21 protein-coding genes are annotated in these 21,537 nt (G+C 57.3%); 16 read left to right on the top strand and 5 right to left on the bottom strand.

The features are described 5' to 3' along the window. Positions 1 to 29: 29 nt before the first annotated feature. A complete protein-coding gene (gene fumA / locus DFO52_RS11230) occupies positions 30 to 1,676 on the bottom strand; it encodes a class I fumarate hydratase FumA (RefSeq protein WP_029740299.1) in 1,647 nt (548 codons plus the stop codon). Positions 1,677 to 1,875: 199 nt separating this feature from the next. Here fumA and manA point away from each other — a divergent pair, with 199 nt between their 5' ends. Continuing rightward, positions 1,876 to 3,051: a mannose-6-phosphate isomerase gene (gene manA, locus DFO52_RS11225; RefSeq protein WP_133550386.1), complete on the top strand. Its 1,176-nt coding sequence runs from the start codon at positions 1,876 to 1,878 to the stop codon at positions 3,049 to 3,051. Between the two features lie 99 nt (positions 3,052 to 3,150). Further along, a complete protein-coding gene (locus DFO52_RS11220) occupies positions 3,151 to 4,674 on the top strand; it encodes a YdgA family protein (RefSeq protein WP_133550385.1) in 1,524 nt (507 codons plus the stop codon). Positions 4,675 to 4,713: 39 nt separating this feature from the next. Here the strand turns inward: DFO52_RS11220 and DFO52_RS11215 are convergent, their stop codons facing one another. Together DFO52_RS11215 and DFO52_RS11210 are read right to left on the bottom strand one after the other, a co-directional pair. Continuing rightward, positions 4,714 to 5,568 (bottom strand): alpha/beta hydrolase, encoded by an 855-nt coding sequence (locus DFO52_RS11215; RefSeq protein WP_133550384.1) that lies wholly within the window; start codon positions 5,566 to 5,568, stop codon positions 4,714 to 4,716. Positions 5,569 to 5,583: 15 nt separating this feature from the next. Further along, a complete protein-coding gene (locus DFO52_RS11210; protein ID WP_133550383.1) occupies positions 5,584 to 6,564 on the bottom strand; it encodes an MBL fold metallo-hydrolase in 981 nt (326 codons plus the stop codon). Positions 6,565 to 6,671: 107 nt separating this feature from the next. Here DFO52_RS11210 and DFO52_RS11205 point away from each other — a divergent pair, with 107 nt between their 5' ends. After that, positions 6,672 to 7,568 carry a LysR family transcriptional regulator gene (locus DFO52_RS11205; protein WP_133550382.1) on the top strand — a complete coding sequence of 299 codons (897 nt, stop codon included), beginning with the start codon at positions 6,672 to 6,674 and terminating at the stop codon, positions 7,566 to 7,568. Positions 7,569 to 7,570: 2 nt separating this feature from the next. Here the strand turns inward: DFO52_RS11205 and DFO52_RS11200 are convergent, their stop codons facing one another. Then, complete coding sequence (locus tag DFO52_RS11200) at positions 7,571 to 8,599, bottom strand: Mal regulon transcriptional regulator MalI (protein ID WP_133550381.1); 1,029 nt, start codon at positions 8,597 to 8,599, stop codon at positions 7,571 to 7,573. A 177-nt stretch (positions 8,600 to 8,776) separates the two neighbouring features. Between DFO52_RS11200 and malX the strand changes: the two genes are divergently transcribed. From malX to add, 3 genes are all read left to right on the top strand, one after another. Next, complete coding sequence (gene malX / locus DFO52_RS11195) at positions 8,777 to 10,369, top strand: maltose/glucose-specific PTS transporter subunit IIBC (RefSeq protein WP_133550380.1); 1,593 nt, start codon at positions 8,777 to 8,779, stop codon at positions 10,367 to 10,369. A 48-nt stretch (positions 10,370 to 10,417) separates the two neighbouring features. Further along, positions 10,418 to 11,590, top strand: coding sequence for a MalY/PatB family protein (locus DFO52_RS11190; RefSeq protein WP_133550379.1), 1,173 nt, complete (start codon positions 10,418 to 10,420; stop codon positions 11,588 to 11,590). 96 nt (positions 11,591 to 11,686) lie between these two features. Further along, complete coding sequence (gene add / locus DFO52_RS11185) at positions 11,687 to 12,688, top strand: adenosine deaminase (RefSeq protein ID WP_029740308.1); 1,002 nt, start codon at positions 11,687 to 11,689, stop codon at positions 12,686 to 12,688. A gap of 52 nt (positions 12,689 to 12,740) precedes the next feature. Here the strand turns inward: add and DFO52_RS11180 are convergent, their stop codons facing one another. Next, complete coding sequence (locus DFO52_RS11180; protein ID WP_133550378.1) at positions 12,741 to 13,781, bottom strand: oxidoreductase; 1,041 nt, start codon at positions 13,779 to 13,781, stop codon at positions 12,741 to 12,743. A 243-nt stretch (positions 13,782 to 14,024) separates the two neighbouring features. Between DFO52_RS11180 and blr the strand changes: the two genes are divergently transcribed. The 10 genes from blr to nth all read left to right on the top strand — a co-directional run bounded on the left by blr (position 14,025) and on the right by nth (position 21,481). Next, positions 14,025 to 14,150 carry a division septum protein Blr gene (gene blr, locus DFO52_RS11175; protein ID WP_168112406.1) on the top strand — a complete coding sequence of 42 codons (126 nt, stop codon included), beginning with the start codon at positions 14,025 to 14,027 and terminating at the stop codon, positions 14,148 to 14,150. A 231-nt stretch (positions 14,151 to 14,381) separates the two neighbouring features. Continuing rightward, complete coding sequence (gene ydgT, locus DFO52_RS11170; protein ID WP_013096896.1) at positions 14,382 to 14,597, top strand: transcription modulator YdgT; 216 nt, start codon at positions 14,382 to 14,384, stop codon at positions 14,595 to 14,597. A gap of 86 nt (positions 14,598 to 14,683) precedes the next feature. After that, complete coding sequence (locus DFO52_RS11165) at positions 14,684 to 15,124, top strand: DUF2569 domain-containing protein (protein WP_029740310.1); 441 nt, start codon at positions 14,684 to 14,686, stop codon at positions 15,122 to 15,124. Positions 15,125 to 15,200: 76 nt separating this feature from the next. Then, entirely contained in the window at positions 15,201 to 15,782 is a 582-nt protein-coding gene (gene rsxA, locus DFO52_RS11160; RefSeq protein WP_014883581.1) for an electron transport complex subunit RsxA, read from the top strand. Next, positions 15,782 to 16,360, top strand: a complete 579-nt coding sequence (rsxB, locus tag DFO52_RS11155) for an electron transport complex subunit RsxB (protein WP_023311378.1) — start codon at positions 15,782 to 15,784, stop codon at positions 16,358 to 16,360. Before rsxA ends, rsxB begins: the two co-directional genes overlap by 1 nt. Then, positions 16,353 to 18,476, top strand: a complete 2,124-nt coding sequence (rsxC, locus tag DFO52_RS11150) for an electron transport complex subunit RsxC (protein ID WP_133550377.1) — start codon at positions 16,353 to 16,355, stop codon at positions 18,474 to 18,476. Before rsxB ends, rsxC begins: the two co-directional genes overlap by 8 nt. Further along, a complete protein-coding gene (gene rsxD / locus DFO52_RS11145) occupies positions 18,477 to 19,529 on the top strand; it encodes an electron transport complex subunit RsxD (protein WP_047648002.1) in 1,053 nt (350 codons plus the stop codon). It begins immediately after the preceding gene. Between the two features lie 10 nt (positions 19,530 to 19,539). Next, positions 19,540 to 20,160 (top strand): electron transport complex subunit RsxG, encoded by a 621-nt coding sequence (gene rsxG, locus DFO52_RS11140; protein WP_029740313.1) that lies wholly within the window; start codon positions 19,540 to 19,542, stop codon positions 20,158 to 20,160. Between the two features lie 2 nt (positions 20,161 to 20,162). Continuing rightward, positions 20,163 to 20,849, top strand: a complete 687-nt coding sequence (locus DFO52_RS11135) for an electron transport complex subunit E (protein WP_023617347.1) — start codon at positions 20,163 to 20,165, stop codon at positions 20,847 to 20,849. Further along, positions 20,846 to 21,481 carry an endonuclease III gene (nth, locus tag DFO52_RS11130; protein ID WP_008500570.1) on the top strand — a complete coding sequence of 212 codons (636 nt, stop codon included), beginning with the start codon at positions 20,846 to 20,848 and terminating at the stop codon, positions 21,479 to 21,481. The genes DFO52_RS11135 and nth overlap by 4 nt, the downstream gene beginning before the upstream one ends. Positions 21,482 to 21,537: the final 56 nt, after the last annotated feature.

The raw sequence follows: 21,537 nt of genomic DNA, 5'->3' as shown, positions 1-21,537 counted from the left end.
GCGCTGGCGCCACCCGACAATTTACAGAATTACTTCACGCACGCCGAACACTGGGACGACTGGATCTGCTTGAAGAAGTCGTTGCCTTTGTCATCCACCAGGATAAACGCCGGGAAGTCTTCCACTTCAATTTTCCAGATCGCTTCCATACCCAGTTCCGGGTATTCCACGCACTCCAGGCTCTTGATGCTGCCCTGCGCCAGAACAGCTGCCGGGCCGCCGATGCTGCCGAGGTAGAAGCCGCCGTGCTTGTGGCAGGCATCCGTCACCTGCTGGCTGCGGTTGCCTTTCGCCAGCATGATCATGCTGCCGCCGTTGGCCTGCAGCTGGTCAACGTACGAGTCCATACGCCCTGCGGTGGTTGGGCCTAACGAGCCGGACGCGTAGCCTTCAGGCGTTTTCGCCGGGCCTGCGTAGTAGATCGGGTGATCTTTAATGTACTGCGGCAGCCCTTCGCCGTTGTCCAGACGCTCTTTCAGCTTCGCGTGCGCGATGTCGCGACCCACGATGATCGTGCCGTTCAGCGAGAGACGGGTCGAGACCGGATACTGCGAAAGCTGCGCCAGAATCTCTTTCATCGGACGGTTCAGGTCGACGCGAACCGCTTCACCCTCACCCGCTTTACGCAGCTCTTCCGGGATATATTTGCCCGGGTTGTTTTCCAGTTTTTCGATCCACACGCCTTCACGGTTGATCTTCGCCTTGATGTTGCGATCCGCAGAGCAGGACACGCCCATCCCGACCGGACAGGAGGCACCGTGACGCGGCAGACGGATCACGCGCACGTCGTGGGCAAAGTATTTGCCGCCAAACTGCGCGCCGAGGCCCAGATTGCGAGCTTCTTCCAGCAGTTCCTGCTCAAGCTGTACGTCGCGGAACGCCTGGCCGTGCTCGTTACCTTCGGTAGGCAGGCCGTCGTAGTATTTGGTTGAGGCCAGCTTGACGGTTTTCAGCGTACTCTCCGCCGACGTACCGCCGATCACAAACGCGATATGGTACGGCGGGCACGCCGCGGTGCCGAGGGTGCGCATCTTCTCAACCAGGTAGTTCTTCAGCTTGCCCGGGGTGAGCAGCGCCTTGGTTTCCTGGTAGAGGTAGGTTTTGTTGGCCGAACCGCCGCCCTTGGCGATACAGAGGAATTTGTACTCGTCACCGTCGACGCTGTAGAGATCGATCTGTGCAGGCAGGTTGGTGCCGGTGTTGACCTCTTTGTACATATCCAGCGCCGCGTTTTGCGAATAGCGCAGGTTATCTTCGGTGTAGGTGTTGTAGACGCCGTGGGCCAGGGCCGCTTCGTCACCGCCACCGGTCCAGACGCGCTGGCCTTTTTTACCGACGATGATCGCCGTGCCGGTGTCCTGACAGGTAGGCAGAACACCTTTCGCCGCGATGTCTGAGTTACGCAGGAACTGCAGGGCAACGTATTTATCGTTTTCGCTGGCCTGCGGGTCGCTCAGGATATCGGCAACCTGCTGCTGGTGCGCTGGGCGGAGCATAAACGAGGCGTCGTGGAAAGCGTGCTGCGCCAGCAGCGTCAGCGCCTGCGGATCAACCTTGAGGATCTCTTGTCCTTCAAACTCAGAGACGGAGACGTGATCGCGGGTTAACAGGTAATACTCGGTCCGATCCTTACTGAGGGGGAAAGGATCCTGATAATGGAAGGGTTTATTCGACATTTGTCTCTCACTTACTGCTTCGGTCTGTTTATTCAGGGCAGATGTTCCGCTGCCCGGCTTAAAAGCGAGTCAGCTTATCCTACACAATTTTTTAACAAAAACTGAGACTAGTACGACTTTTTACATCCACAGGTTACTTCCATGAGGTTTATTGCTTTAATACCCGGAGTTAATTCCATAATTGAATCAGGGCTTGATAATGCAAAAACTCATTAACTCAGTGCAAAACTACGCCTGGGGAAGTAAAACTGCGTTAACGGATCTCTACGGTATCGCGAACCCGAACAACCTGCCGATGGCAGAACTGTGGATGGGGGCACACCCGAAGAGCAGCTCAAAAATTGAAGACGCCAGCGGCCAGGTAAGCAACCTGCGTGACGTGATTGATGCCGATAAAGCCGCGCTGCTGGGCGACAAGGTGGCTCAGCGCTTCGGCGAACTGCCGTTCCTGTTTAAGGTGCTGTGCGCCGACCAGCCGCTCTCCATTCAGGTTCACCCGAACAAGAAAGCCTCTGAAATCGGCTTTGCGAAAGAGAACGCGGCGGGTATTCCGTTAGACGCAGCCGAGCGTAACTACAAAGATCCTAACCACAAGCCGGAGCTGGTCTTTGCGCTGACCCCGTTCCTGGCGATGAACGCGTTCCGCGAGTTTTCAGAGATCGTTTCCCTGCTGCAACCGGTCGCGGGTGCCCACAAGGCTATCGCCCACTTCCTTGAAAACCCGAACGCGGACGCGCTGAGTCAGCTGTTTGCCAGCCTGCTGAATATGCAGGGTGAAGAGAAATCTCACGCGCTGGCGGTGCTGAAAGCGGCTCTGGGCAGCCAGCAGGGTGAACCGTGGGAGACCATCCGCCTGATCTCCGAATTCTACCCGGACGACAGCGGCCTGTTCTCCCCTCTGCTGCTGAACGTGGTGAAGCTGAACCCGGGCGAAGCGATGTTCCTGTTTGCCGAAACCCCGCACGCCTACCTGCAGGGCGTGGCGCTGGAGGTGATGGCCAACTCCGATAACGTGCTGCGCGCGGGCCTGACGCCGAAATACATCGATATTCCTGAGCTGGTTGCCAACGTGAAGTTCGTGGCGAAACCTGCCGCGGAGCTGCTGACTCAGCCGGTGAAAAACGGCGCAGAGCTGGACTTCCCGATTCCGGTTGAGGATTTTGCCTTCTCCCTGCACGACCTGAGCCAGGCCGAAACCGCCATCGCGCAGGAAAGCGCGGCGATTCTGTTCTGCGTGGAGGGCGAAGCGACGCTGCGCAAAGGCGAACAGCGCCTGGTGCTTAAGCCCGGTGAGTCAGCATTCGTTGCAGCCAATGAATCACCGGTCAGCGTAAGCGGCGCCGGTCGCCTGGCGCGCGTTTTCAATAAGCTTTAAGCACTTACTGAATTTTTTAACAACTCTTGCTAAGCTAGTTGCAGGCTTAATATCTCCAGGCGGTTTTTACCGCCTGGTTTCATTTTAGGGATAGTCGCAATGAAAAAATCGGTCGTAGCGGTTGGAGTGATTGTAGCGTTAGGCGTGGTCTGGACGGGTGCCTCCTGGTTTACCGGGAAACAGCTGGAAGGCCGTCTGGCTGAGATGGTGGCGCAGGCTAACGGAGAGATTAAGCGCAGCGCGCCGGAGGCGGGCCTTGAGCTGAGCTACCAGAATTATCATCGCGGCGTGTTTACCAGCCGTATGCAGCTGGTGGTGAAGCCGGTTGCCGGTGCTGAAAACGGCTGGCTGAAACCGGGCCAGAGCGTGGTGCTGGACGAGGTGGTGAGCCACGGCCCGCTGCCGCTGGCGCAGCTGAAGTCCTTTAACCTGATCCCGTCGATGGCTTCTATTCATACCGTGCTGGTGAATAACGACGTCACCAAACCGCTGTTTGACCTGGCGAAGAATGAGTCGCCTTTCGACATTAATACCCGAATTAGCTATGCCGGTGACACAAGTTCCGATATTGCCCTGAAAGCGCTGAACTACGAGAAAGAGAATGAGAAAGTCGCCTTCAGCGGCGGTCACTTCAAACTCGATGCTGACCGCGACGGAAACGTATTCTCCCTGACGGGTGAAGCGGAAAGCGGCCTGGTCAATGCCGTGAACGAATATAACCAAAAGGTTCAGCTAACCTTCAACAACCTGAAAGCCGACGGCAACAGCCGAATGACCGATTTCCAGGAGCGTATCGGCGATCAAAAACTGTCTCTCGACAAGGTAGCCATTGCGGTTGAAGGAAAAGAGATGGCCGTGCTGGAAGGTATGGACGTCATCGGCAAATCCGACGTTTCCAAAGATGGTAATAGCATTAACACGCAGCTGGATTACACGCTGAAGAGCCTGAAGGTGCAGAATCAGGATCTGGGCACCGGCAAACTGTCGCTGAAGATCGGCAATATCGACGGCCAGGCGTGGCACGAGTTTAGCCAGAAATACAGCAAAGAGAGCCAGGCGCTGCTGACCGATGCCGCGCTGCAGCAGAACCCTGAGGTATATCAGCAGCAGGCGATGGCGGTACTGTTCAACAACCTGCCTGTCCTGCTGAAAGGCGAGCCGGTGATAACCGTTGCGCCGCTGAGCTGGAAAAACAGCAAAGGCGAAACCAGCTTCAACCTGTCTCTGTTCCTGAAAGATCCGGCAACCGCAACGGGTGAACCGCAGACGCTGGCGCAGGAAGTGGATCGCAGCGTGAAGTCGCTCGACAGCAAGCTGACCATCCCGATGGATATGGCGACCGAGTTTATGACCCAGATTGCGAAACTGGAAGGCTACGGCGATGAAGACGCCGGCAAGCTTGCGAACCAGCAGGTGAAAGGCCTGGCGGCCATGGGCCAGATGTTCCGCATCACTAAAGTGGAAAACAACACGATCTCCACCAGCCTGCAGTACGCCAACGGCCAGGTCACGCTCAACGGCGACAAGATGCCTCTGGAAGACTTCGTCGGCATGTTTGGTATGCCGACGCTGGGGATGCCGGAACCGGCAGCACCGGCCGAACCGGCGGCACCGCAGCAGTAAACGTCAAAACCCCTCGTATGAGGGGTTTTTTATTGCCCGCTAACTTTTCCATCCAGCAAGGAAATCCAGCAGAAGCGCGTTCACTTTCTCTGGCTGCTCCTCCTGCGGCAGATGGCCGCACTCATCAATACCCTGCGCCCGAAGGTTCTCCGCCATTTCTGCCCAGACGCTTTCCATATCGAAAAGCTTGCCGACCGCATAAAAATCATTACCCCACAGCGACATTACCGGGCAGGTGATTTTCACCTCAGCGTCAGCCATATCCTGCGCCACATCCTCTGCGTTGGCGCGATAGTCAGCCATTGCGCCACGCACGGCACCCGGCGCCTGATACGCCCGAACATAGGTGTCAAACGCCTCGTCGCTAATGGTCGAAGGATTGTAGGTCCAGTCCGAGAAAAAGTGGCGTAGCCAGATATGCTCCCGACCCGCAATCAGCGCTTCCGGCAGGTCTGGCACAAGATGAAACAGGAAGAACCAGTACGCACGCGCAATCGACGCATTCAGATCGCGCGCCACAATACGCGTTGGCACGTTATCCATCACCACCAGTCGATCCACCAGCTCAGGGTAATCTTTTGCAAACCGCGTCGCGACGCGCGCGCCGCGATCGTGCCCCACCAGCACCACTTTCTGTAAACCCAGCACACGCATTAGTTCCCGGATGTCCCGCGCCATGTTGCGCTTATCATAGCCAGAAGCAGGTTTATCCGTTTCGCCATACCCGCGTAAATCTGGCGCAATCACACGATAGTGTCGGGACAAAACGGGTATCTGGTACCGCCAGGCATAGTTTGTTTCTGGAAAACCATGCAGAAGAATAACCGGTGCGCCTTCACCCTCTTCTACGACGAACTGTCGGATACCGTTCGCCGTTACGGTGTAACTTTTCATGCTCGTCACCTCACTTTATTTCAGCAGAGGCACGTTGGCCGCACGTTGATAAGGACCGTAATTGACAGGATTCCAGCTATAGCCCTGCTGCCCGGAAGTGATATGCCCGATACCAGGGAAAGGCAGATGCGCTGCGGCCATCCACTCACCGTCTTTTGCCAGCGCGTTAAACTCCTGCACCCTGGATGAGATGGCTTTTTTCGGATCGACATCAAAGCGAATAGACACTTCAGGGTGCGGGAACTGGACGGCAGGAGCATGAATCAAATCCCCAATGAAGTTTATAGCCGTCCCCTGCGACGCGAAGCGATAAACGGTACTGCCTGGCGTATGACCAATGGCATATGACGTCTGGACTTCCGGGACAGGCGAAGCTGGCGGGACGAAGGTTTTAAGGTGTCCGGCGGCTTTATACGCGGACAGCGCATGCCTGGCGATAGCGAAATACTCCTTCGCATTAGCCGGTGCGCTCGCTTCTTTTGCGGGGTCAAGCCAGTAGTCGGCCTCCCCCTGCGGTACGTAGACGGTGGCATTGGGGAACAACGCCTTGCCCTCCGCATCGCTCAGGCCGCACACGTGGTCAAGATGCAGGTGGGTCAGGAAAATGGTATCAACCTGCTCGGGACGATACCCTGATGCGTTCATATTGCTGACCAGCTGGCCGGCCGTTTCCGCCATGCAGTGGCCACCCCCGCTGTCAATCATGACCAGGTGCTTACCAGTATTCACCAGAAAGGCGTTAAAGGCGGTAGGCATGCGTTCGGCATCAATTTTGTGTTGAGCCAGCAGTTCGCGAACCTTGTCCCCTGAGAGCCCGTGTAGTAAGGCAGGCGAAAGATCGTTATAGCCGTCGAACAGCGCCGTCACCTCATATTCCCCGACCGCCAGACGATAATAGCCCGGCACCTGCTGTTTCACCTGCGCCGGGGCATCTGCCCACGATGTGCTTGCCAGGAGCAGGCCGCTGAGCGCCAGAACCGTTTTCAACTTTTTCATCTTCACTCCAGATTGATATTTTCTAGGTTGTGAAGAGACTATGGCAGCGTAACGATAAATAATGTAGATATGTACTTTGATAAGTCAGCATAACGAAAATCGATACAATGAAGCTGGAAGATGTTGAAGTGTTTGTCGAAGCCGTCAAGGCGGGTAGCCTGGCGGGCGCCGCGCGTCGGCTCTCTGTGAGCGCCATGGCGGCATCACGGTCTCTTAATAATCTTGAGGCTGAACTGGGGGTCAGGCTGGTGCACCGCACCACGCGTTCCCTCTCACCCACCAGCGATGGGGCCGTTTTTTTGCCCCATGCGCAGGCGTTGCTGGAAGATAAAAATAACGCGCTGGCCGATCTGTTTCCCGAGGGGACGCATCTTTCCGGACGTCTGCGCATTACCGCCTCAGCGGGGTTTGGCCGTAAGATCGTTGCTCCCATGCTGACCCGGTTCATGCAGCAACATCCCGCCCTGCAGGTCGATTTACTCGCCACCGACGAACAGGTTGATATTGTCGGAAAAGGCATAGACGTGGCGTTACGCATTGCGCCGCTGCGCGATAACCGGCTGGTTGCCCATCGCCTGTGTCACAACCCTCGCGATCTCTGCGCCAGCGCGACGTATCTTGCCGCGAATGGCTATCCAAAATCGTTTAACGATCTGGCGGGACACAGCTGTCTGACCACGTCAGATACCGTCCACTGGTCATTCGAACAGGGCGAACAGCGCTACAAACAAAAGGTGTCGGGCCGATTCACCGCGAACTCTATTGAGGCAATTTTCGAAGCCTGCCTGGGAGGGTTGGGGATCGCCAATTTATCCCGCTGGTACGTAGAGTCGGCGTTCAGAGAGGGTAAACTCGTGCGGATCGTCCTGGAGGACGCTCAGCCGGAATCGCTGGCCGTTTGGGCGGTTTACCCGACCTCCCGGCTGATCCCGGCAAAAGTACGAAAGTTTGTGGAAGCGCTGGAAGCCGAACTGTTGCTCAATCCGCTAACGCAGCCCACCTGATATCATTTCACCGTCACCAGCCGCGCCGACACAATCTGGTGCCCGGCCTGAACGTCCGTATTGTCGATGCGCTGCATGATCCTGTCCGCCAGCGTGTAGCCCATCTCCCGCGCAGGGGTGGTAGCCCAGACGATCGGTAGATCGTCTAGCGCATTTTCACCGACGTCGGCGAACGCCCCGAGCGCCACCTGGTGGCCGAAGAAGGTTTCCACCCCGCCCTCGCCGCTCTGACGCCCGGCGCGGATCAGGCCAAACCAGGCGCCCATGGCAATCACATCGTTGTAGCAAATCACGGCGCTGATCGTCGGACTGCTGCGCAGCAGCGCGCCTATCGCTTCCGCCGCTTTCTTCTGGCTGGATTCACACTCCACGACCCATTCGCTGTGGAACGGCAGGCCGTATTTAATCAGCGTCGCGCAGTATCCGCCGACCCGCTCGGCGCGGGTCAGGGACGAGCTTTTCCCACCCAGCCAGGCAATGCGCTGATGCCCGCGACGAATAAGATGCTCGGTCAACATTTGCGCGGCCTGCATGTTATCAGGGCGCAGCGTATCGGCCTCGTCCAGGTAGCTGGCGCGCGAAGCAAACACCAGCGGCACGCCTTTTTCGGCGGCGCGCTCGCACAGCTCGCTGCCCACGCCAGACGCTCCGGCGACGATCACCCCGTCAACACCCTGGTTCAGCAGCATATCGAGCCGGGAGAGAAGCTGATCGGCCTCGCGACCGCCGTGCAGAAGAAAGACCATCCGCCCCTGCGCTTCAAGCGCTTCGGTTAACCCGGCGGTCAGCTCCGCATAGAAAGGTGACGTCAGGTCGCGAACAATGAGGCCAATCACTCCGCTTTGCCCGCCGCGCAGCGCCGACGCCTGACGGTTACGCACAAAACCCAGCTGCTCAACCGCCTCGTTCACCCGCTGACCGGTCGCAGGAGAGATGCGCCCTTTTCCGCTCAGCACCAGAGAAACGGTGCTGACGGAAACGCCCGCCGCCAGCGCGACATCGTTGATGGTGATTTTTTTCGCTACAGCCATGTGTCGGCGTGACTCCCTGAAATGAGATCGGTAAAACGTTTTATCAATACGTTATCTTTATACTACCAGTCAAAGCCTGAGAATGTGATTTAGCGCGCACTAAACTTTGATAAAACGTTTTATCTTCTCGCAGCATTGAAACAGACAAACTGATTTTAACAATAAAGGAGTCGTTTTATGACGGCGAAAGCAGCACAAAAAATATCGCTGTGGGAATTTTTCCAGCAACTGGGTAAAACCTTTATGCTGCCTGTGGCACTCCTCTCGTTCTGCGGGATCATGCTCGGGATCGGCAGCTCGCTGAGCAGTAAAGACGTCATCACGCTGATCCCGTTCCTCGGTACCCCGGTGCTGCAGGCGATCTTCATCTGGATGAGTAAAGTCGGCTCCTTTGCGTTTAGCTTCCTGCCCGTCATGTTCTGTATCGCTATCCCGCTGGGCCTGGCGCGCGAAAATAAAGGCGTCGCGGCGTTTGCCGGTTTTGTTGGCTACGCCGTGATGAACCTGGCGGTTAACTTCTGGCTGACCGCGAAAGGCATTCTGCCGACCACCGACGCCGCCGTGCTGAAAGCCAACAACATTCAGAGCGTGATCGGTATCCAGTCTATTGATACCGGGATCCTCGGGGCAGTGATCGCGGGTGTGATTATCTGGATGCTGCACGAGCGCTTCCACAATATCCGCCTGCCGGATGCCCTGGCCTTCTTCGGCGGTACCCGCTTTGTGCCAATTGTTACCCTGGTCGTGATGGGTCTGTTCGGTTTAATCATTCCGCTGATCTGGCCGGTCTTTGCGATGGGCATCAACGGCATTGGCCGCATCATCAACGGCGCGGGAGATTTCGGTCCGATGATCTTCGGCACCGGCGAGCGTCTGCTTCTGCCATTTGGCCTGCAGCATATTCTGGTGGCCCTGATTCGCTTCACCGAAGCGGGCGGTACGATGGAGGTGTGCGGTCACGACGTGAGCGGCGCGCTGACCATCTTCCAGGCGCAGCTGAGCTGCCCGACCACCCACGGCTTCTCCGAAAGCGCCACCCGCTTCCTGTCCCAGGGTAAAATGCCTGCGTTCCTCGGCGGCCTGCCGGGTGCCGCGCTGGCGATGTACCACTGCGCGCGCCCGGAAAATCGTCATAAAATTAAAGGCCTGCTCATTTCCGGCGTGATCGCCTGCGTCGTGGGCGGTACCACCGAGCCAATCGAATTCCTGTTCCTGTTCGTCGCACCGGTGCTGTACCTCATCCACGCGGTGCTGACCGGTCTGGGCTTTACCGTGATGGCGGTGCTGGGCGTGACCATCGGCAACACCGACGGCAACGTCATTGACTTCGTGGTGTTCGGCATCCTGCACGGCCTGTCCACCAAGTGGTACCTGGTGCCGGTCGTGGCGGCTATCTGGTTCGCGGTGTACTACGGCATCTTCCGCTTCGCCATCACCCGCTTTAACCTGAAAACCCCTGGCCGCGATGTTGAAACGGCAAGCAGCGTTGAACAGGCGGTTGCCGGGACCGTGGGCAAGTCTGGCTACAACACACCGGCCATTCTGGCGGCGCTGGGCGGTGCGGATAACATCACCTCTCTCGATAACTGCATTACCCGCCTGCGTCTGTCGGTGGCGGATATGTCAAAAGTGGATACCAACGCCCTGAAAGCCAACCGGGCCATCGGCGTGGTACAGTTAAATAAGCACAATTTGCAGGTGGTTATCGGCCCGCAGGTCCAGTCAGTGAAGGATGAGCTGGCAACCCTGATGCGAACAGTAGAAGCCTGATGCCTCAGCCCCCTCTCATGAGGGGGTTTTACTTTAAGGATTAACGTCATGTTTGATTTCTCTACCGTCGTGGATCGACACGGCACCTGGTGTACGCAGTGGGACTACGTCGCCGACCGTTTTGGCGCGGCCGACCTGCTGCCCTTCACCATCTCGGATATGGATTTCGCCACCGCGCCCTGCATTACCGACGCGCTGCATCAGCGCATCAGTCACGGCGTGCTGGGCTACAGCCGCTGGAAGAACGATGAGTTTCTCGCCGCCGTCGCGCACTGGTTCCAGCAGCGCTTTAACAGCACGATTGATACGGAAACCGTCGTTTATGGTCCTTCCGTTATTTACATGGTGTCAGAGCTGATTCGTCTCTGGTCACACCCCGGCGACGGTGTGGTGGTTCACACCCCGGCATACGACGCGTTTTACAAAGCTATTGAAGGGAATGCGCGTCATGTGGTGCCCGTGGAGATGGAAAAGCATGCCGCAGGCTGGCAGGGAAATATGGCGGCGCTGGAAGCGGCGCTGGCGAAACCTGAAAACAAGATTTTACTGCTGTGCAGCCCGCAAAACCCAACCGGCAAGGTCTGGACGCGGGATGAGCTGACGCAGATGGCGGAGCTGTCCGCACGCTATGACGTGGCGGTTATCAGTGATGAAATCCATATGGATATGGTGTGGGGAGAGCATCGTCACACGCCGTGGAGCGCGGTGGCGCGCGGTAAATGGGCGCTTCTCACCTCCGGCTCGAAAAGCTTTAATATTCCGGCATTGACGGGCGCTTACGGCCTGATCGGCGATGACGCGAGCCGTAACGGCTACCTCAGCGCGCTAAAAGGCCGGGACGGGCTCTCTTCCCCTTCCGTGCTGGCGCTAACGGCGCATATCGCCGCCTATCAGCAGGGAGCGCTGTGGCTGGATGCCCTGCGGGGTTATCTGGAAGAGAATCTGTTGTATATCGCAAGGGAAGTAAACCGCGCCTTTCCGAAGCTGAACTGGCAGCCGCCGGAAGCGACCTATCTGGCCTGGATTGACCTGCGCCCGCTGAATATTGACGACCGGGCGCTGCAAAAAGTGCTGATCGAGCAGCAAAAGGTCGCCATCATGCCGGGATATACCTACGGCAAAGAGGGAAACGGTTTTGTTCGCCTGAACGCCGGCTGTCCGCGCAGCAAGCTTGAACAAGGGGTGCAACGCCTCATTGCCGGTATTAACACGCTCCTTTAATCGATTTGCGCAACGGAATATTCCCTTGCGCAAATAGCTTTTTACCCCGTTTTGTTTTTATAATATGGCGCACTTTAACCAGAAAAGAGTGCGACCATGATTGATACACGCCTGCCTTTAACTGATATTCATCGTCACCTTGACGGTAACATTCGTGCCCAAACCATCCTCGATCTTGGCCGCCAGTTCAATTTATCGCTTCCTGCGCAGACGCTTGAGTCGCTGATCCCTCACGTACAGGTGACCTCCAGTGAACCGGATCTGGTCAGCTTCCTGAGCAAACTCGACTGGGGCGTGAAGATGCTGGCCTCGCTGGATGCCTGCCGCCGCGTGGCGTTTGAGAACATTGAAGATGCGGCCCGTAACGGCCTGCATTACGTCGAGCTGCGCTTCTCGCCGGGCTATATGGCGATGACCCACAGCCTGCCCGTTGCAGGCGTGGTGGAAGCCGTGATTGAAGGCGTGCGCGAAGGATGTAAAACCTTCGACGTTCAGGCCCGTCTGATTGGCATTATGAGCCGTACGTTCGGTGAAGCCGCCTGCCTGCAGGAGCTGGAAGCGCTGCTGGCCCATCGCGATGCCATCACCGCCGTCGACCTCGCCGGTGACGAGCTGGGCTTCCCGGGCAGTCTGTTCCTCTCCCACTTCAACCGCGCGCGCGATGCCGGCTGGCACATTACCGTGCATGCGGGTGAAGCGGCTGGCCCAGAAAGCATCTGGCAGGCCATCCGCGAGCTTGGCGCCGAGCGTATCGGTCACGGCGTGAAGGCGGTAGAAGATCGCGCCCTGATGGATTTCCTGGCGGAGCAGCGTATCGGGATTGAGTCGTGCCTGACGTCTAACATTCAGACCAGCACCGTGGCAACGCTGGCGCAGCATCCGCTGAAAACGTTCCTTGAGCACGGCGTGCTGGCCTCGCTGAACACTGACGATCCGGCGGTCCAGGGCGTGGATATCATCCACGAATACAACATCGCCGCACCGCAGGCGGGTCTGAGCCGCGAGCAGATCCGACAGGCACAGATCAACGGGCTGGAGATCGCCTTCCTGACGCCTGAAGAGAAGCAGGCGCTTAAAGATAAAGTGGCTCGCGGTTAACACCGTTGCCGGGTGGCGCTGACGCTTACCCGGCCGACAAAATATTAAAAAATTATGCCAGACAGAGCGTGGCGCGATGTTTGGCAGATTCAATACCCAACTCAATCAGCTCCATAATCTGAATCGCCTGGCTGGCCGGAACCGGATTTTCGCCCGTGCCGTTCAGCGCATCGCGGATGCCCGCATAATAGGCCGGATAGTTGCCCGGGATCGTCAGCAAGGTCTCCTCTACCAGTTCCTCACCTTCCACCCGCGTTATCACGCCGTCGCGCATATCATAGCCCCAGTCTTCCTGCGGCAACCGTTCTCCGCTTTTCAGCCGGTCCTCCTGCGGATCGAGGCCATACTTCACGTAGCTCCCGCGCGTGCCGTGAATAATGTAGCGGGCCGATTCCGCGGCCGCGACCATCGTGCCGTGCAGCACAATCCGCCGCTGCGGGTAGCTTAGCACCGCGTGGAAGTAATCGGTCGTCTGCGCTCCGGGCCGGAGCTGGGCCAGATCGACCGTCATGCTCACCGGCAGACCAAAAAGATTGACCGCCTGGTCCAGCAGATGCGGGGCTAAATCGTACCAGATGCCGCTGCCCGGACCGGCCTGCTCGCGCCAGCGGTTTCGTACCTGCGGACGGAAGCGGTCAAAGTGCGATTCAAAAAAGAGGATCTCCCCTAGCGTGCCTTCACTGAGAAGCCTTTTTACCGTCAGAAAGTCGCTGTCCCAGCGGCGGTTATGAAACACCGACAGCAGCCTGCCCAGACTCTTTGCCAGCGCATCCAGCTCGCGAGCCTGAGACAGCGTGACGGTAAAAGGCTTATCGATCACCACGTGCTTACCAGCCTCCAGCGCGGCCTTTGCCAGCGGGAAGTGGGTGTCGTTCGGGGTGGGGATAACGATTAAATCAATATTCGGATCGTTGAAAAGGTGTTTTGGCTCAGAGACAACCGGCACGGAAGGCCAGTCGGCATGGACTTTAGCGGCATCGCTGCTGGATACCGCAGCCAGGGTCATCCCGGGCGTTCCGGCTATCAGAGGCGCATGAAACGTTTTGCTTGCATACCCGTATCCGATAAGCCCAACGCGGATATTATCACTCATAGTGCCGTCCTCTTTTATGACGTTCTTATTTCACACTGGCTAGCCTGGCATTACCACAGATTAATAATGTGCCATATGACTTAAAATAGCAGGTTGTACGGGTTGTTTTTGTTACATAGTATTAACCCACTGATTTTGTTTAAGGGAACCGTTCCCAAAGCGCTTGCCGTCGGGGAAACGTCGCTGTAACATTTGCGACATGTATTTATGGATAAAGTACAACTACGAATCATGACGTCAATTATTAATCGAATCATTGAATTAGCGGGATGGATTGTCCTTGGGGTTTCGGTCATTTTGCTGGGTGTTGCCAGCCATATCGATAACTACCAGCCGCCGGAGCCTGTCACAGTCGCCCAACCTAAGTAACCGGTTACTGCAATAAAGAGTGACATAATATGTCAGTTACTTATTGCCAGCCCTGGTGAACACGGTTAACCTTCTCTTCCAGGCATCGTCTGATGCCTGAATTTCAGCAAAGAAAACTCCTAATTTCGTCGCGTTACCTGAGTGGGCTGTTTACGTCTTTATTAATCCGTTTATTATTCGAACGAATTACCTTAACTGGTATTACTCACTTTTATATGGAAACTTATTAATATGACAGTTCAGGACTATTTATTAAAATTTCGCAAGATCAATTCGCTTGAGAGCCTGGAAAAACTGTTTGACCATCTGAACTACACCCTGTCGGATAATCAGGACATCATTAATATGTATCGCGCCGCTGACCATCGCCGTGCGGAGCTGGTTTCCGGAGGTCGTTTGTTCAACGTGGGTGAAGTGCCTAAGTCCGTATGGCGTTACGTTTTATAAGAAAGTAGCCATCCGCGCGAAATGTTATATACTCTCCGCCCTGCAAACTGGCTGTACAACATTTCGCGCAGATTATGGGAGAGTTCATGACCGCAACGCCTGGAGATCGCATTGGAGGCTGGTTAATCGCCCCACTGGCATGGCTGCTGGTTGCCTTATTAAGCGCATCGCTTGCGCTGCTGCTGTATACCACCGCACTGATTACCCCTCACGCCATCCAGACCCTGATGTCGCAAAGCGTGCTGAATATTGCGATGTGGTTTGTGTCGTTCGTTTTCGCGATTGGAATGTGGTACTACACCCTGTGGTTGACCATCGCCTTCTTTAAGCGCCGCAAAAGTGTACCTAAACACTACATTATCTGGCTGCTGATTTCGGTTCTGCTGGCGGTGAAAGCGTTTGCTTTTTCGCCCGTATCAGACGCTCTGGCCGTTCGTCAGCTGCTTTTCCCGTTACTGGCCGCCGCGCTTCTGGTCCCCTATTTCAAGCGTTCGACGCGGGTGAAAAACACCTTCGTGAACCCGTAATAACCTTACAGATAACCTGTTGTCGCCTGCGTGGGTTTGTCCGATAATAGGCGGCTTTTTTATTTCAGGCTAAATAATGACCGATTACTTACTGCTCTTTGTCGGCACCGTGCTGGTTAACAACTTCGTTCTGGTGAAGTTCCTTGGCCTGTGCCCGTTTATGGGCGTGTCCAAAAAGCTGGAAACGGCGATGGGCATGGGGCTGGCGACGACCTTCGTCATGACGATGGCGTCCATCTGCGCGTGGTTGATTGATACCTGGATCCTCATCCCGCTGGGGTTAATCTACCTTCGTACGCTGGCTTTTATTCTGGTCATTGCGGTTGTTGTGCAATTTACTGAAATGGTGGTGCGTAAAACCAGCCCGGCCCTCTATCGCCTGCTGGGTATCTTCCTGCCGCTGATCACCACCAACTGCGCCGTTCTCGGCGTTGCGCTGCTGAACATCAACCTTGGTCATAACTTCATGCAGTCGGCGCTGTACGGTTTTTCCGCCGCCGTCGGTTTCTCATTTGTTATGGTCCTGTTCGCGTCGATTCGCGAGCGTCTGGCGGCAGCGGATATCCCTGCTCCCTTCCGCGGTAACGCGATTGCGCTGGTGACCGCGGGTTTAATGTCTCTGGCCTTTATGGGCTTTAGTGGTCTGGTGAAGTTGTAATGAATGCTATCTGGATTGCCATCGCCTCTATCAGCGTCCTGGGGTTGGTGTTTGGCCTTATCCTGGGTTACGCCTCCCGCCGTTTCGCGGTAGAGGACGATCCCGTTGTTGAAAAAATTGATGAGCTTTTGCCGCAAAGCCAGTGCGGGCAGTGCGGCTACCCGGGCTGCCGTCCCTACGCTGAAGCGGTAGGCATTCAGGGTGAAAAAATTAACCGCTGCGCCCCCGGCGGCGAAGCGGTGATGCTGAAAATTGCGGCCCTGCTCAACGTCGATCCGCAGCCCGTTGATGGCGATGCGGAGGTGCAGGAACCGGTTCGCGCCCTCGCCGTGATCGACGAGGCAAACTGCATCGGCTGTACCAAATGTATTCAGGCCTGCCCGGTTGACGCCATTGTTGGCGCCACCCGCGCCATGCACACCGTTGTGGCGGATCTGTGCACCGGCTGTAACCTCTGCGTGGCCCCCTGTCCGACGCAATGTATCGAGCTGCGCCCGGTTGAAACGACTACCGAAAGCTGGAAGTGGGATCTTCAAACCATTCCGGTTCGCATCATTCCTGTGGAACAACATGCTTAAGTTATTTTCTGCTTTCAGAAAAGAGAAGATTTGGGACTTTGACGGTGGTATTCATCCACCGGAAATGAAAACCCAGTCCAACGGCACGCCGCTGCGTCAAATTCCGCTGGCGACGCGTTACGTCATGCCGCTCAAGCAGCATATTGGCGCTGAGGGCGAGCTGTGCGTGAAAGAAGGCGATACGGTTCTTCGCGGTCAGCCGCTAACCTTTGGCCGTGGACGCATGCTGCCGATACACGCCCCCACCTCCGGTAAAGTGGTGGCGATTGCCCCTCATACGGTGGCTCATCCATCCGCGCTGTCGGAGCTGAGCGTGATCATTGAAGCCGACGGCGAAGACCGCTGGATTGACCGTGACGGCTGGAGCGATTACCGCGCCCACAGCCGCGAAGCGCTTATCGAGCGAATTCATCAGTTCGGCGTCGCCGGGCTGGGCGGTGCGGGCTTCCCGACCGGCGTCAAGCTGCGCGGCGGTGGCGATAACATCCAGACGTTGATTATCAATGCCGCCGAGTGCGAGCCGTATATCACCGCAGACGATCGTCTGATGCAGGATTGCGCCGCTCAGGTGGTGGAAGGCATCCGCATCCTGGCGCATATTCTGAAGCCGCGGGAAGTGCTGATTGGTATCGAAGACAATAAGCCGCAGGCCATCTCGATGCTGCGCGCCGTGCTGGCGGGCAGTCATGATATTAGCCTGCGCGTTATCCCGACCAAGTACCCTTCTGGCGGCGCAAAACAGCTGACGCAAATTCTCACCGGCAAGCAGGTGCCGCACGGCGGACGCTCTTCGGATATTGGCGTGCTGATGCAAAACGTCGGCACCGCCTATGCGGTGAAACGCGCGGTGATTGACGGCGAGCCGTTGACCGAGCGCGTGGTGACGCTGACCGGCGAGTCGGTTTCCCGTCCGGGCAACGTCTGGGCGCGTCTGGGTACGCCGGTGCGCCATCTGCTGGAACAGGCTGAATTTTGCCCGGCCAGCGACCAGATGGTGATCATGGGCGGCCCGCTGATGGGCTTTACCCTGCCGTGGCTGGACGTTCCGGTAGTGAAAATCACGAACTGTCTGCTCGCCCCTTCCCCAACCGAAATGGGTGAAGAACAGGAAGAGAAAGGTTGCATCCGCTGCAGCGCCTGTGCCGATGCCTGCCCGGCGGATCTCCTCCCGCAGCAGCTGTACTGGTACAGCAAAGGCCAGCTGCACGACAAGGCAAAATCCCATAACCTGGCCGATTGCATTGAATGCGGTGCCTGCGCCTGGGTCTGCCCAAGCAACATTCCGCTGGTGCAATACTTCCGCCAGGAGAAGGCCGAGATTTATGCCATTTCCATGGAAGAAAAACGCGCCGCGGAAGCCAAGGCACGTTTCGAAGCGCGTCAGGCGCGACTGGAGCGCGAAAAAATCGCCCGTCAGGAACGCCACAAGCAGGCCGCCGTTCAGCCTGCCGGGAAAGATCAGGACGCGATCAACGCCGCACTGGCTCGCGTTCGCGAGAAAAAAGCCGATGCCGCCCAGACGGTGGTGATCCAGGCCGGGGAAAAACCGGATAACAGCGAAGCGATTGCCGCCCGCGAAGCGCGAAAGGCTGCGGCTCGCGCGCGTCAGGCGGAAAAAGCGCAAACGGTTCAGGCAGATACTGAGGTCGACCCGCGTAAAGCGGCCGTTGAAGCGGCGATTGCGCGCGCCAAAGCCCGCAAGTCGGGTGAGCAAAGCGTGGTCATCGAGCAGGATGCGGTCGATCCGCGCAAAGCGGCCGTCGAAGCGGCAATTGCCCGGGCCAAAGCCCGTAAGTCGGGTGAGCAAAGCGTGGTCATCGAGCAGGATGCGGTCGATCCGCGCAAAGCGGCCGTCGAAGCGGCAATTGCCCGGGCCAAAGCCCGTAAGGCTGCGCAGCAGGCACCAGCGGCAGTATCAGAAGCAGAAGCACCACCGGTCGACCCGCGCAAAGCGGCCGTCGAAGCGGCGATTGCCCGCGCCAAAGCCCGTAAGGCGGCGCAACAGGAAGAGCAGCCGCAGGCCGCCAACGATGACCCGCGCAAGGCCGCCGTCGCCGCCGCCATTGCGCGCGTTCAGGCGAAGAAAGCCGCACAGCAAGCCGTAAACGAGGATTAAATGGTTTTCAGAATCGCAAGTTCCCCCTACACCCACAACCAGCGGCAGACATCGCGCATTATGATGCTGGTCTGCCTGGCCGCGCTGCCGGGCATTGCCGTTCAGTGCTGGTTTTTCGGCTGGGGAACCCTGTTCCAGATAGCCCTGGGCTGCGCCAGCGCCGTCGCGGCGGAAGCACTCGTCCTGAAATTGCGTAAGATGGCGGTTTCACGCATTCTTGCCGACAACTCCGCGCTGCTGACCGGCCTGCTGCTGGCCATCAGTATCCCGCCTTTCGCCCCATGGTGGATGGTGGTTCTTGGTACCGTGTTTGCCGTGATCATTGCCAAACAGCTGTACGGCGGGCTCGGCCATAACCCGTTTAACCCGGCGATGATTGGCTACGTGGTGCTGCTGATCTCCTTCCCGGTGCAGATGACCAGCTGGCTGCCGCCGCACGAGATTGCCGCCACGGTTCCGGGCTTTATGGATGCCCTGCACGTGATCTTTACCGGCCATACGGCGCTCGGGGCTGATATGAACGCGCTGCGCATGGGCGTGGACGGCATCAGTCAGGCGACGCCTCTCGATACCTTTAAAACGTCCTTGCATGCCGGGCACAGCGTTGAGCAGATCATGAAATCCGCGATTTACAGCGGCATGCTGGCGGGTGCAGGCTGGCAGTGGGTCAACCTGGCGTATCTGCTGGGCGGCCTGTTCCTGCTGCAGCAGAAAGCCATTCGCTGGCATATTCCGGTCAGCTTCCTCGTGACGCTGACGGTTTGCGCGACGCTGGGATGGGTCTTCTCTCCTGAATCACTCGCCAGCCCGCAGATGCATTTGCTCTCCGGTGCGACCATGTTAGGTGCCTTCTTTATCCTGACGGACCCGGTCACGGCGTCAACGACTAACCGCGGCCGCCTGATCTTCGGCGCGCTGGCGGGCCTGCTGGTATGGCTGATCCGCAGCTTTGGCGGTTACCCGGACGGCGTTGCGTTTGCCGTCCTGCTCGCCAACATTACCGTTCCGCTCATCGACTATTACACGCGCCCGCGTGTGTACGGCCATCGCTAAGGGTTTCGCCATGTTAAAAACGATGCAAAAACACGGCGTCACGCTGGCTGTCTTCGCCGCGGTCCTGACGGGGCTGACGGCACTGGTGAATGCGTTAACCAAAACGACCATCGAAGAGCAGGCTTCAAAGCAGCAAAAGGCGCTGTTCGATCAGGTGATCCCGTCAGATTTCTACGATAATGACCTGCAAAAGAGCTGCTTTGTGGTAGACGCGCCGCAGCTTGGGAAAGGCCCGCACCGCCTCTTTATTGCCCGCAAAGGGGATAAACCGGTAGGCGCGGTGATGGAAGCGACGGCGCCCGACGGCTATTCCGGCGCCATTCAGCTGCTTGTCGGCAGCGATTTCTCCGGCACAATACTGGGTACCCGCGTGACGCAGCATCATGAAACGCCGGGCCTGGGCGATAAAATTGAAACCCGTCTGAGCGACTGGATTTTGCACTTCGCCGGTAAAGTTATCCATGGCGAAGGGGATACCGCATTTGCGGTGAAGAAAGACGGCGGCGAGTTCGACCAGTTCACCGGCGCGACCATCACGCCGCGCGCCGTGGTGAACGCCGTAAAACGAGCCGGGCTGTATGCCGAAACGCTGCCCGCGCAAATCAACAATCTTCCGGCCTGTGAGGAGTAATCATGAGCCAGGTTAAAGAGGTTATTGTCCAGGGATTGTGGAAGAACAACTCCGCTCTGGTGCAGCTTCTGGGGATGTGTCCACTGCTGGCGGTAACGTCCACCGCCACCAACGCGCTCGGTCTGGGCCTGGCAACCACGCTGGTGCTGACCCTGACCAACCTCTCCATCTCCGCCCTGCGCCGCTGGACACCGTCGGAAATTCGTATTCCGATTTACGTCATGATCATTGCGTCGGTGGTCAGTATCGTCCAGATGCTGATTAACGCCTACGCGTTTGGCCTGTACCAGTCGCTCGGGATCTTTATTCCCCTGATCGTCACCAACTGTATCGTCGTTGGCCGTGCGGAAGCGTTCGCGGTGAAAAACAGCCCCGCCATGTCGGCGCTGGATGGTTTTTCCATTGGAATGGGCGCCACCTGCGCCATGTTCGTGCTGGGCTCGCTGCGCGAGATCCTCGGTAACGGTACGCTGTTTGACGGCGCAGATGCGCTGCTGGGCGGCTGGGCCAAAGCGCTGCGCGTTGAAGTGTTCCACACCGATACGCCATTCCTGCTGGCAATGCTGCCCCCTGGTGCGTTTATTGGCCTTGGCATGATGCTGGCGATAAAATACCTGATTGATGAGAAACGTAAGCGCCGTGCGGCTGAGCGTAGCGTTCTTGAAGGGACACCCGAGAAGGCTTCATGAATAAAGAAAAGCGCATTGCGATCCTGACCCGTCTGCGGGACGAGAACCCGCATCCGACGACGGAGCTGAATTTTACCTCCCCGTTTGAGCTGCTGATCGCCGTGTTGCTCTCCGCGCAGGCGACCGATGTGAGCGTCAATAAAGCCACTGCCCTGCTCTATCCGGTCGCCAATACGCCGAAAGCCATGCTGGAACTGGGCGTAGAAGGCGTGAAGTCCTATATCAAAACCATCGGCCTGTTTAACAGCAAAGCCGAAAATGTCATTAAGACCTGCCGGATCCTGCTGGAACAGCACGGGGGTGAAGTACCGGAAGATCGCGCCGCGCTGGAAGCCTTACCGGGCGTGGGGCGTAAGACTGCGAACGTGGTGCTCAACACCGCGTTTGGCTGGCCGACCATCGCCGTGGATACGCATATTTTCCGCGTGTCTAACCGGACTAACTTCGCGCCGGGGAAAAATGTTGAGCAGGTCGAAGAGAAGCTGTTAAAGGTGGTTCCGGCCGAATTTAAGGTTGATTGCCATCACTGGCTGATTCTGCACGGTCGCTATACCTGCATTGCCCGTAAGCCTCGCTGCGGCTCCTGCATTATTGAAGATCTCTGCGAATACAAAGAAAAAGTGTATCCCTGATCGTCACAATCCCTTACCAAAAGAAGGGCTACCAGGCGCCCTTCTTTTGGCCGTTA

Source organism: Enterobacter sp. AG326 (assembly GCF_004362415.1).
GTDB classification, from domain to species: domain Bacteria; phylum Pseudomonadota; class Gammaproteobacteria; order Enterobacterales; family Enterobacteriaceae; genus Enterobacter; species Enterobacter asburiae.
The sequence above is the reverse complement of the archived record's forward strand: the minus strand, read 5'-3'. Positions and strand labels throughout refer to the sequence as shown.

Excerpts from the sequence above, each read along its gene's own strand:
- fumA (WP_029740299.1), bottom strand. The coding sequence starts at position 1,676 with ATGTCGAATAAACCCTTCCATTATCAGGATCCTTTCCCCCTCAGTAAG.
- manA (WP_133550386.1), top strand. The coding sequence starts at position 1,876 with ATGCAAAAACTCATTAACTCAGTGCAAAACTACGCCTGGGGAAGTAAA.
- DFO52_RS11220 (WP_133550385.1), top strand. The coding sequence starts at position 3,151 with ATGAAAAAATCGGTCGTAGCGGTTGGAGTGATTGTAGCGTTAGGCGTG.
- DFO52_RS11215 (WP_133550384.1), bottom strand. The coding sequence starts at position 5,568 with ATGAAAAGTTACACCGTAACGGCGAACGGTATCCGACAGTTCGTCGTA.
- DFO52_RS11210 (WP_133550383.1), bottom strand. The coding sequence starts at position 6,564 with ATGAAAAAGTTGAAAACGGTTCTGGCGCTCAGCGGCCTGCTCCTGGCA.
- DFO52_RS11205 (WP_133550382.1), top strand. The coding sequence starts at position 6,672 with ATGAAGCTGGAAGATGTTGAAGTGTTTGTCGAAGCCGTCAAGGCGGGT.
- DFO52_RS11200 (WP_133550381.1), bottom strand. The coding sequence starts at position 8,599 with ATGGCTGTAGCGAAAAAAATCACCATCAACGATGTCGCGCTGGCGGCG.
- malX (WP_133550380.1), top strand. The coding sequence starts at position 8,777 with ATGACGGCGAAAGCAGCACAAAAAATATCGCTGTGGGAATTTTTCCAG.
- DFO52_RS11190 (WP_133550379.1), top strand. The coding sequence starts at position 10,418 with ATGTTTGATTTCTCTACCGTCGTGGATCGACACGGCACCTGGTGTACG.
- add (WP_029740308.1), top strand. The coding sequence starts at position 11,687 with ATGATTGATACACGCCTGCCTTTAACTGATATTCATCGTCACCTTGAC.
- DFO52_RS11180 (WP_133550378.1), bottom strand. The coding sequence starts at position 13,781 with ATGAGTGATAATATCCGCGTTGGGCTTATCGGATACGGGTATGCAAGC.
- ydgT (WP_013096896.1), top strand. The coding sequence starts at position 14,382 with ATGACAGTTCAGGACTATTTATTAAAATTTCGCAAGATCAATTCGCTT.
- DFO52_RS11165 (WP_029740310.1), top strand. The coding sequence starts at position 14,684 with ATGACCGCAACGCCTGGAGATCGCATTGGAGGCTGGTTAATCGCCCCA.
- rsxA (WP_014883581.1), top strand. The coding sequence starts at position 15,201 with ATGACCGATTACTTACTGCTCTTTGTCGGCACCGTGCTGGTTAACAAC.
- rsxB (WP_023311378.1), top strand. The coding sequence starts at position 15,782 with ATGAATGCTATCTGGATTGCCATCGCCTCTATCAGCGTCCTGGGGTTG.
- rsxC (WP_133550377.1), top strand. The coding sequence starts at position 16,353 with ATGCTTAAGTTATTTTCTGCTTTCAGAAAAGAGAAGATTTGGGACTTT.
- rsxD (WP_047648002.1), top strand. The coding sequence starts at position 18,477 with ATGGTTTTCAGAATCGCAAGTTCCCCCTACACCCACAACCAGCGGCAG.
- rsxG (WP_029740313.1), top strand. The coding sequence starts at position 19,540 with ATGTTAAAAACGATGCAAAAACACGGCGTCACGCTGGCTGTCTTCGCC.
- DFO52_RS11135 (WP_023617347.1), top strand. The coding sequence starts at position 20,163 with ATGAGCCAGGTTAAAGAGGTTATTGTCCAGGGATTGTGGAAGAACAAC.
- nth (WP_008500570.1), top strand. The coding sequence starts at position 20,846 with ATGAATAAAGAAAAGCGCATTGCGATCCTGACCCGTCTGCGGGACGAG.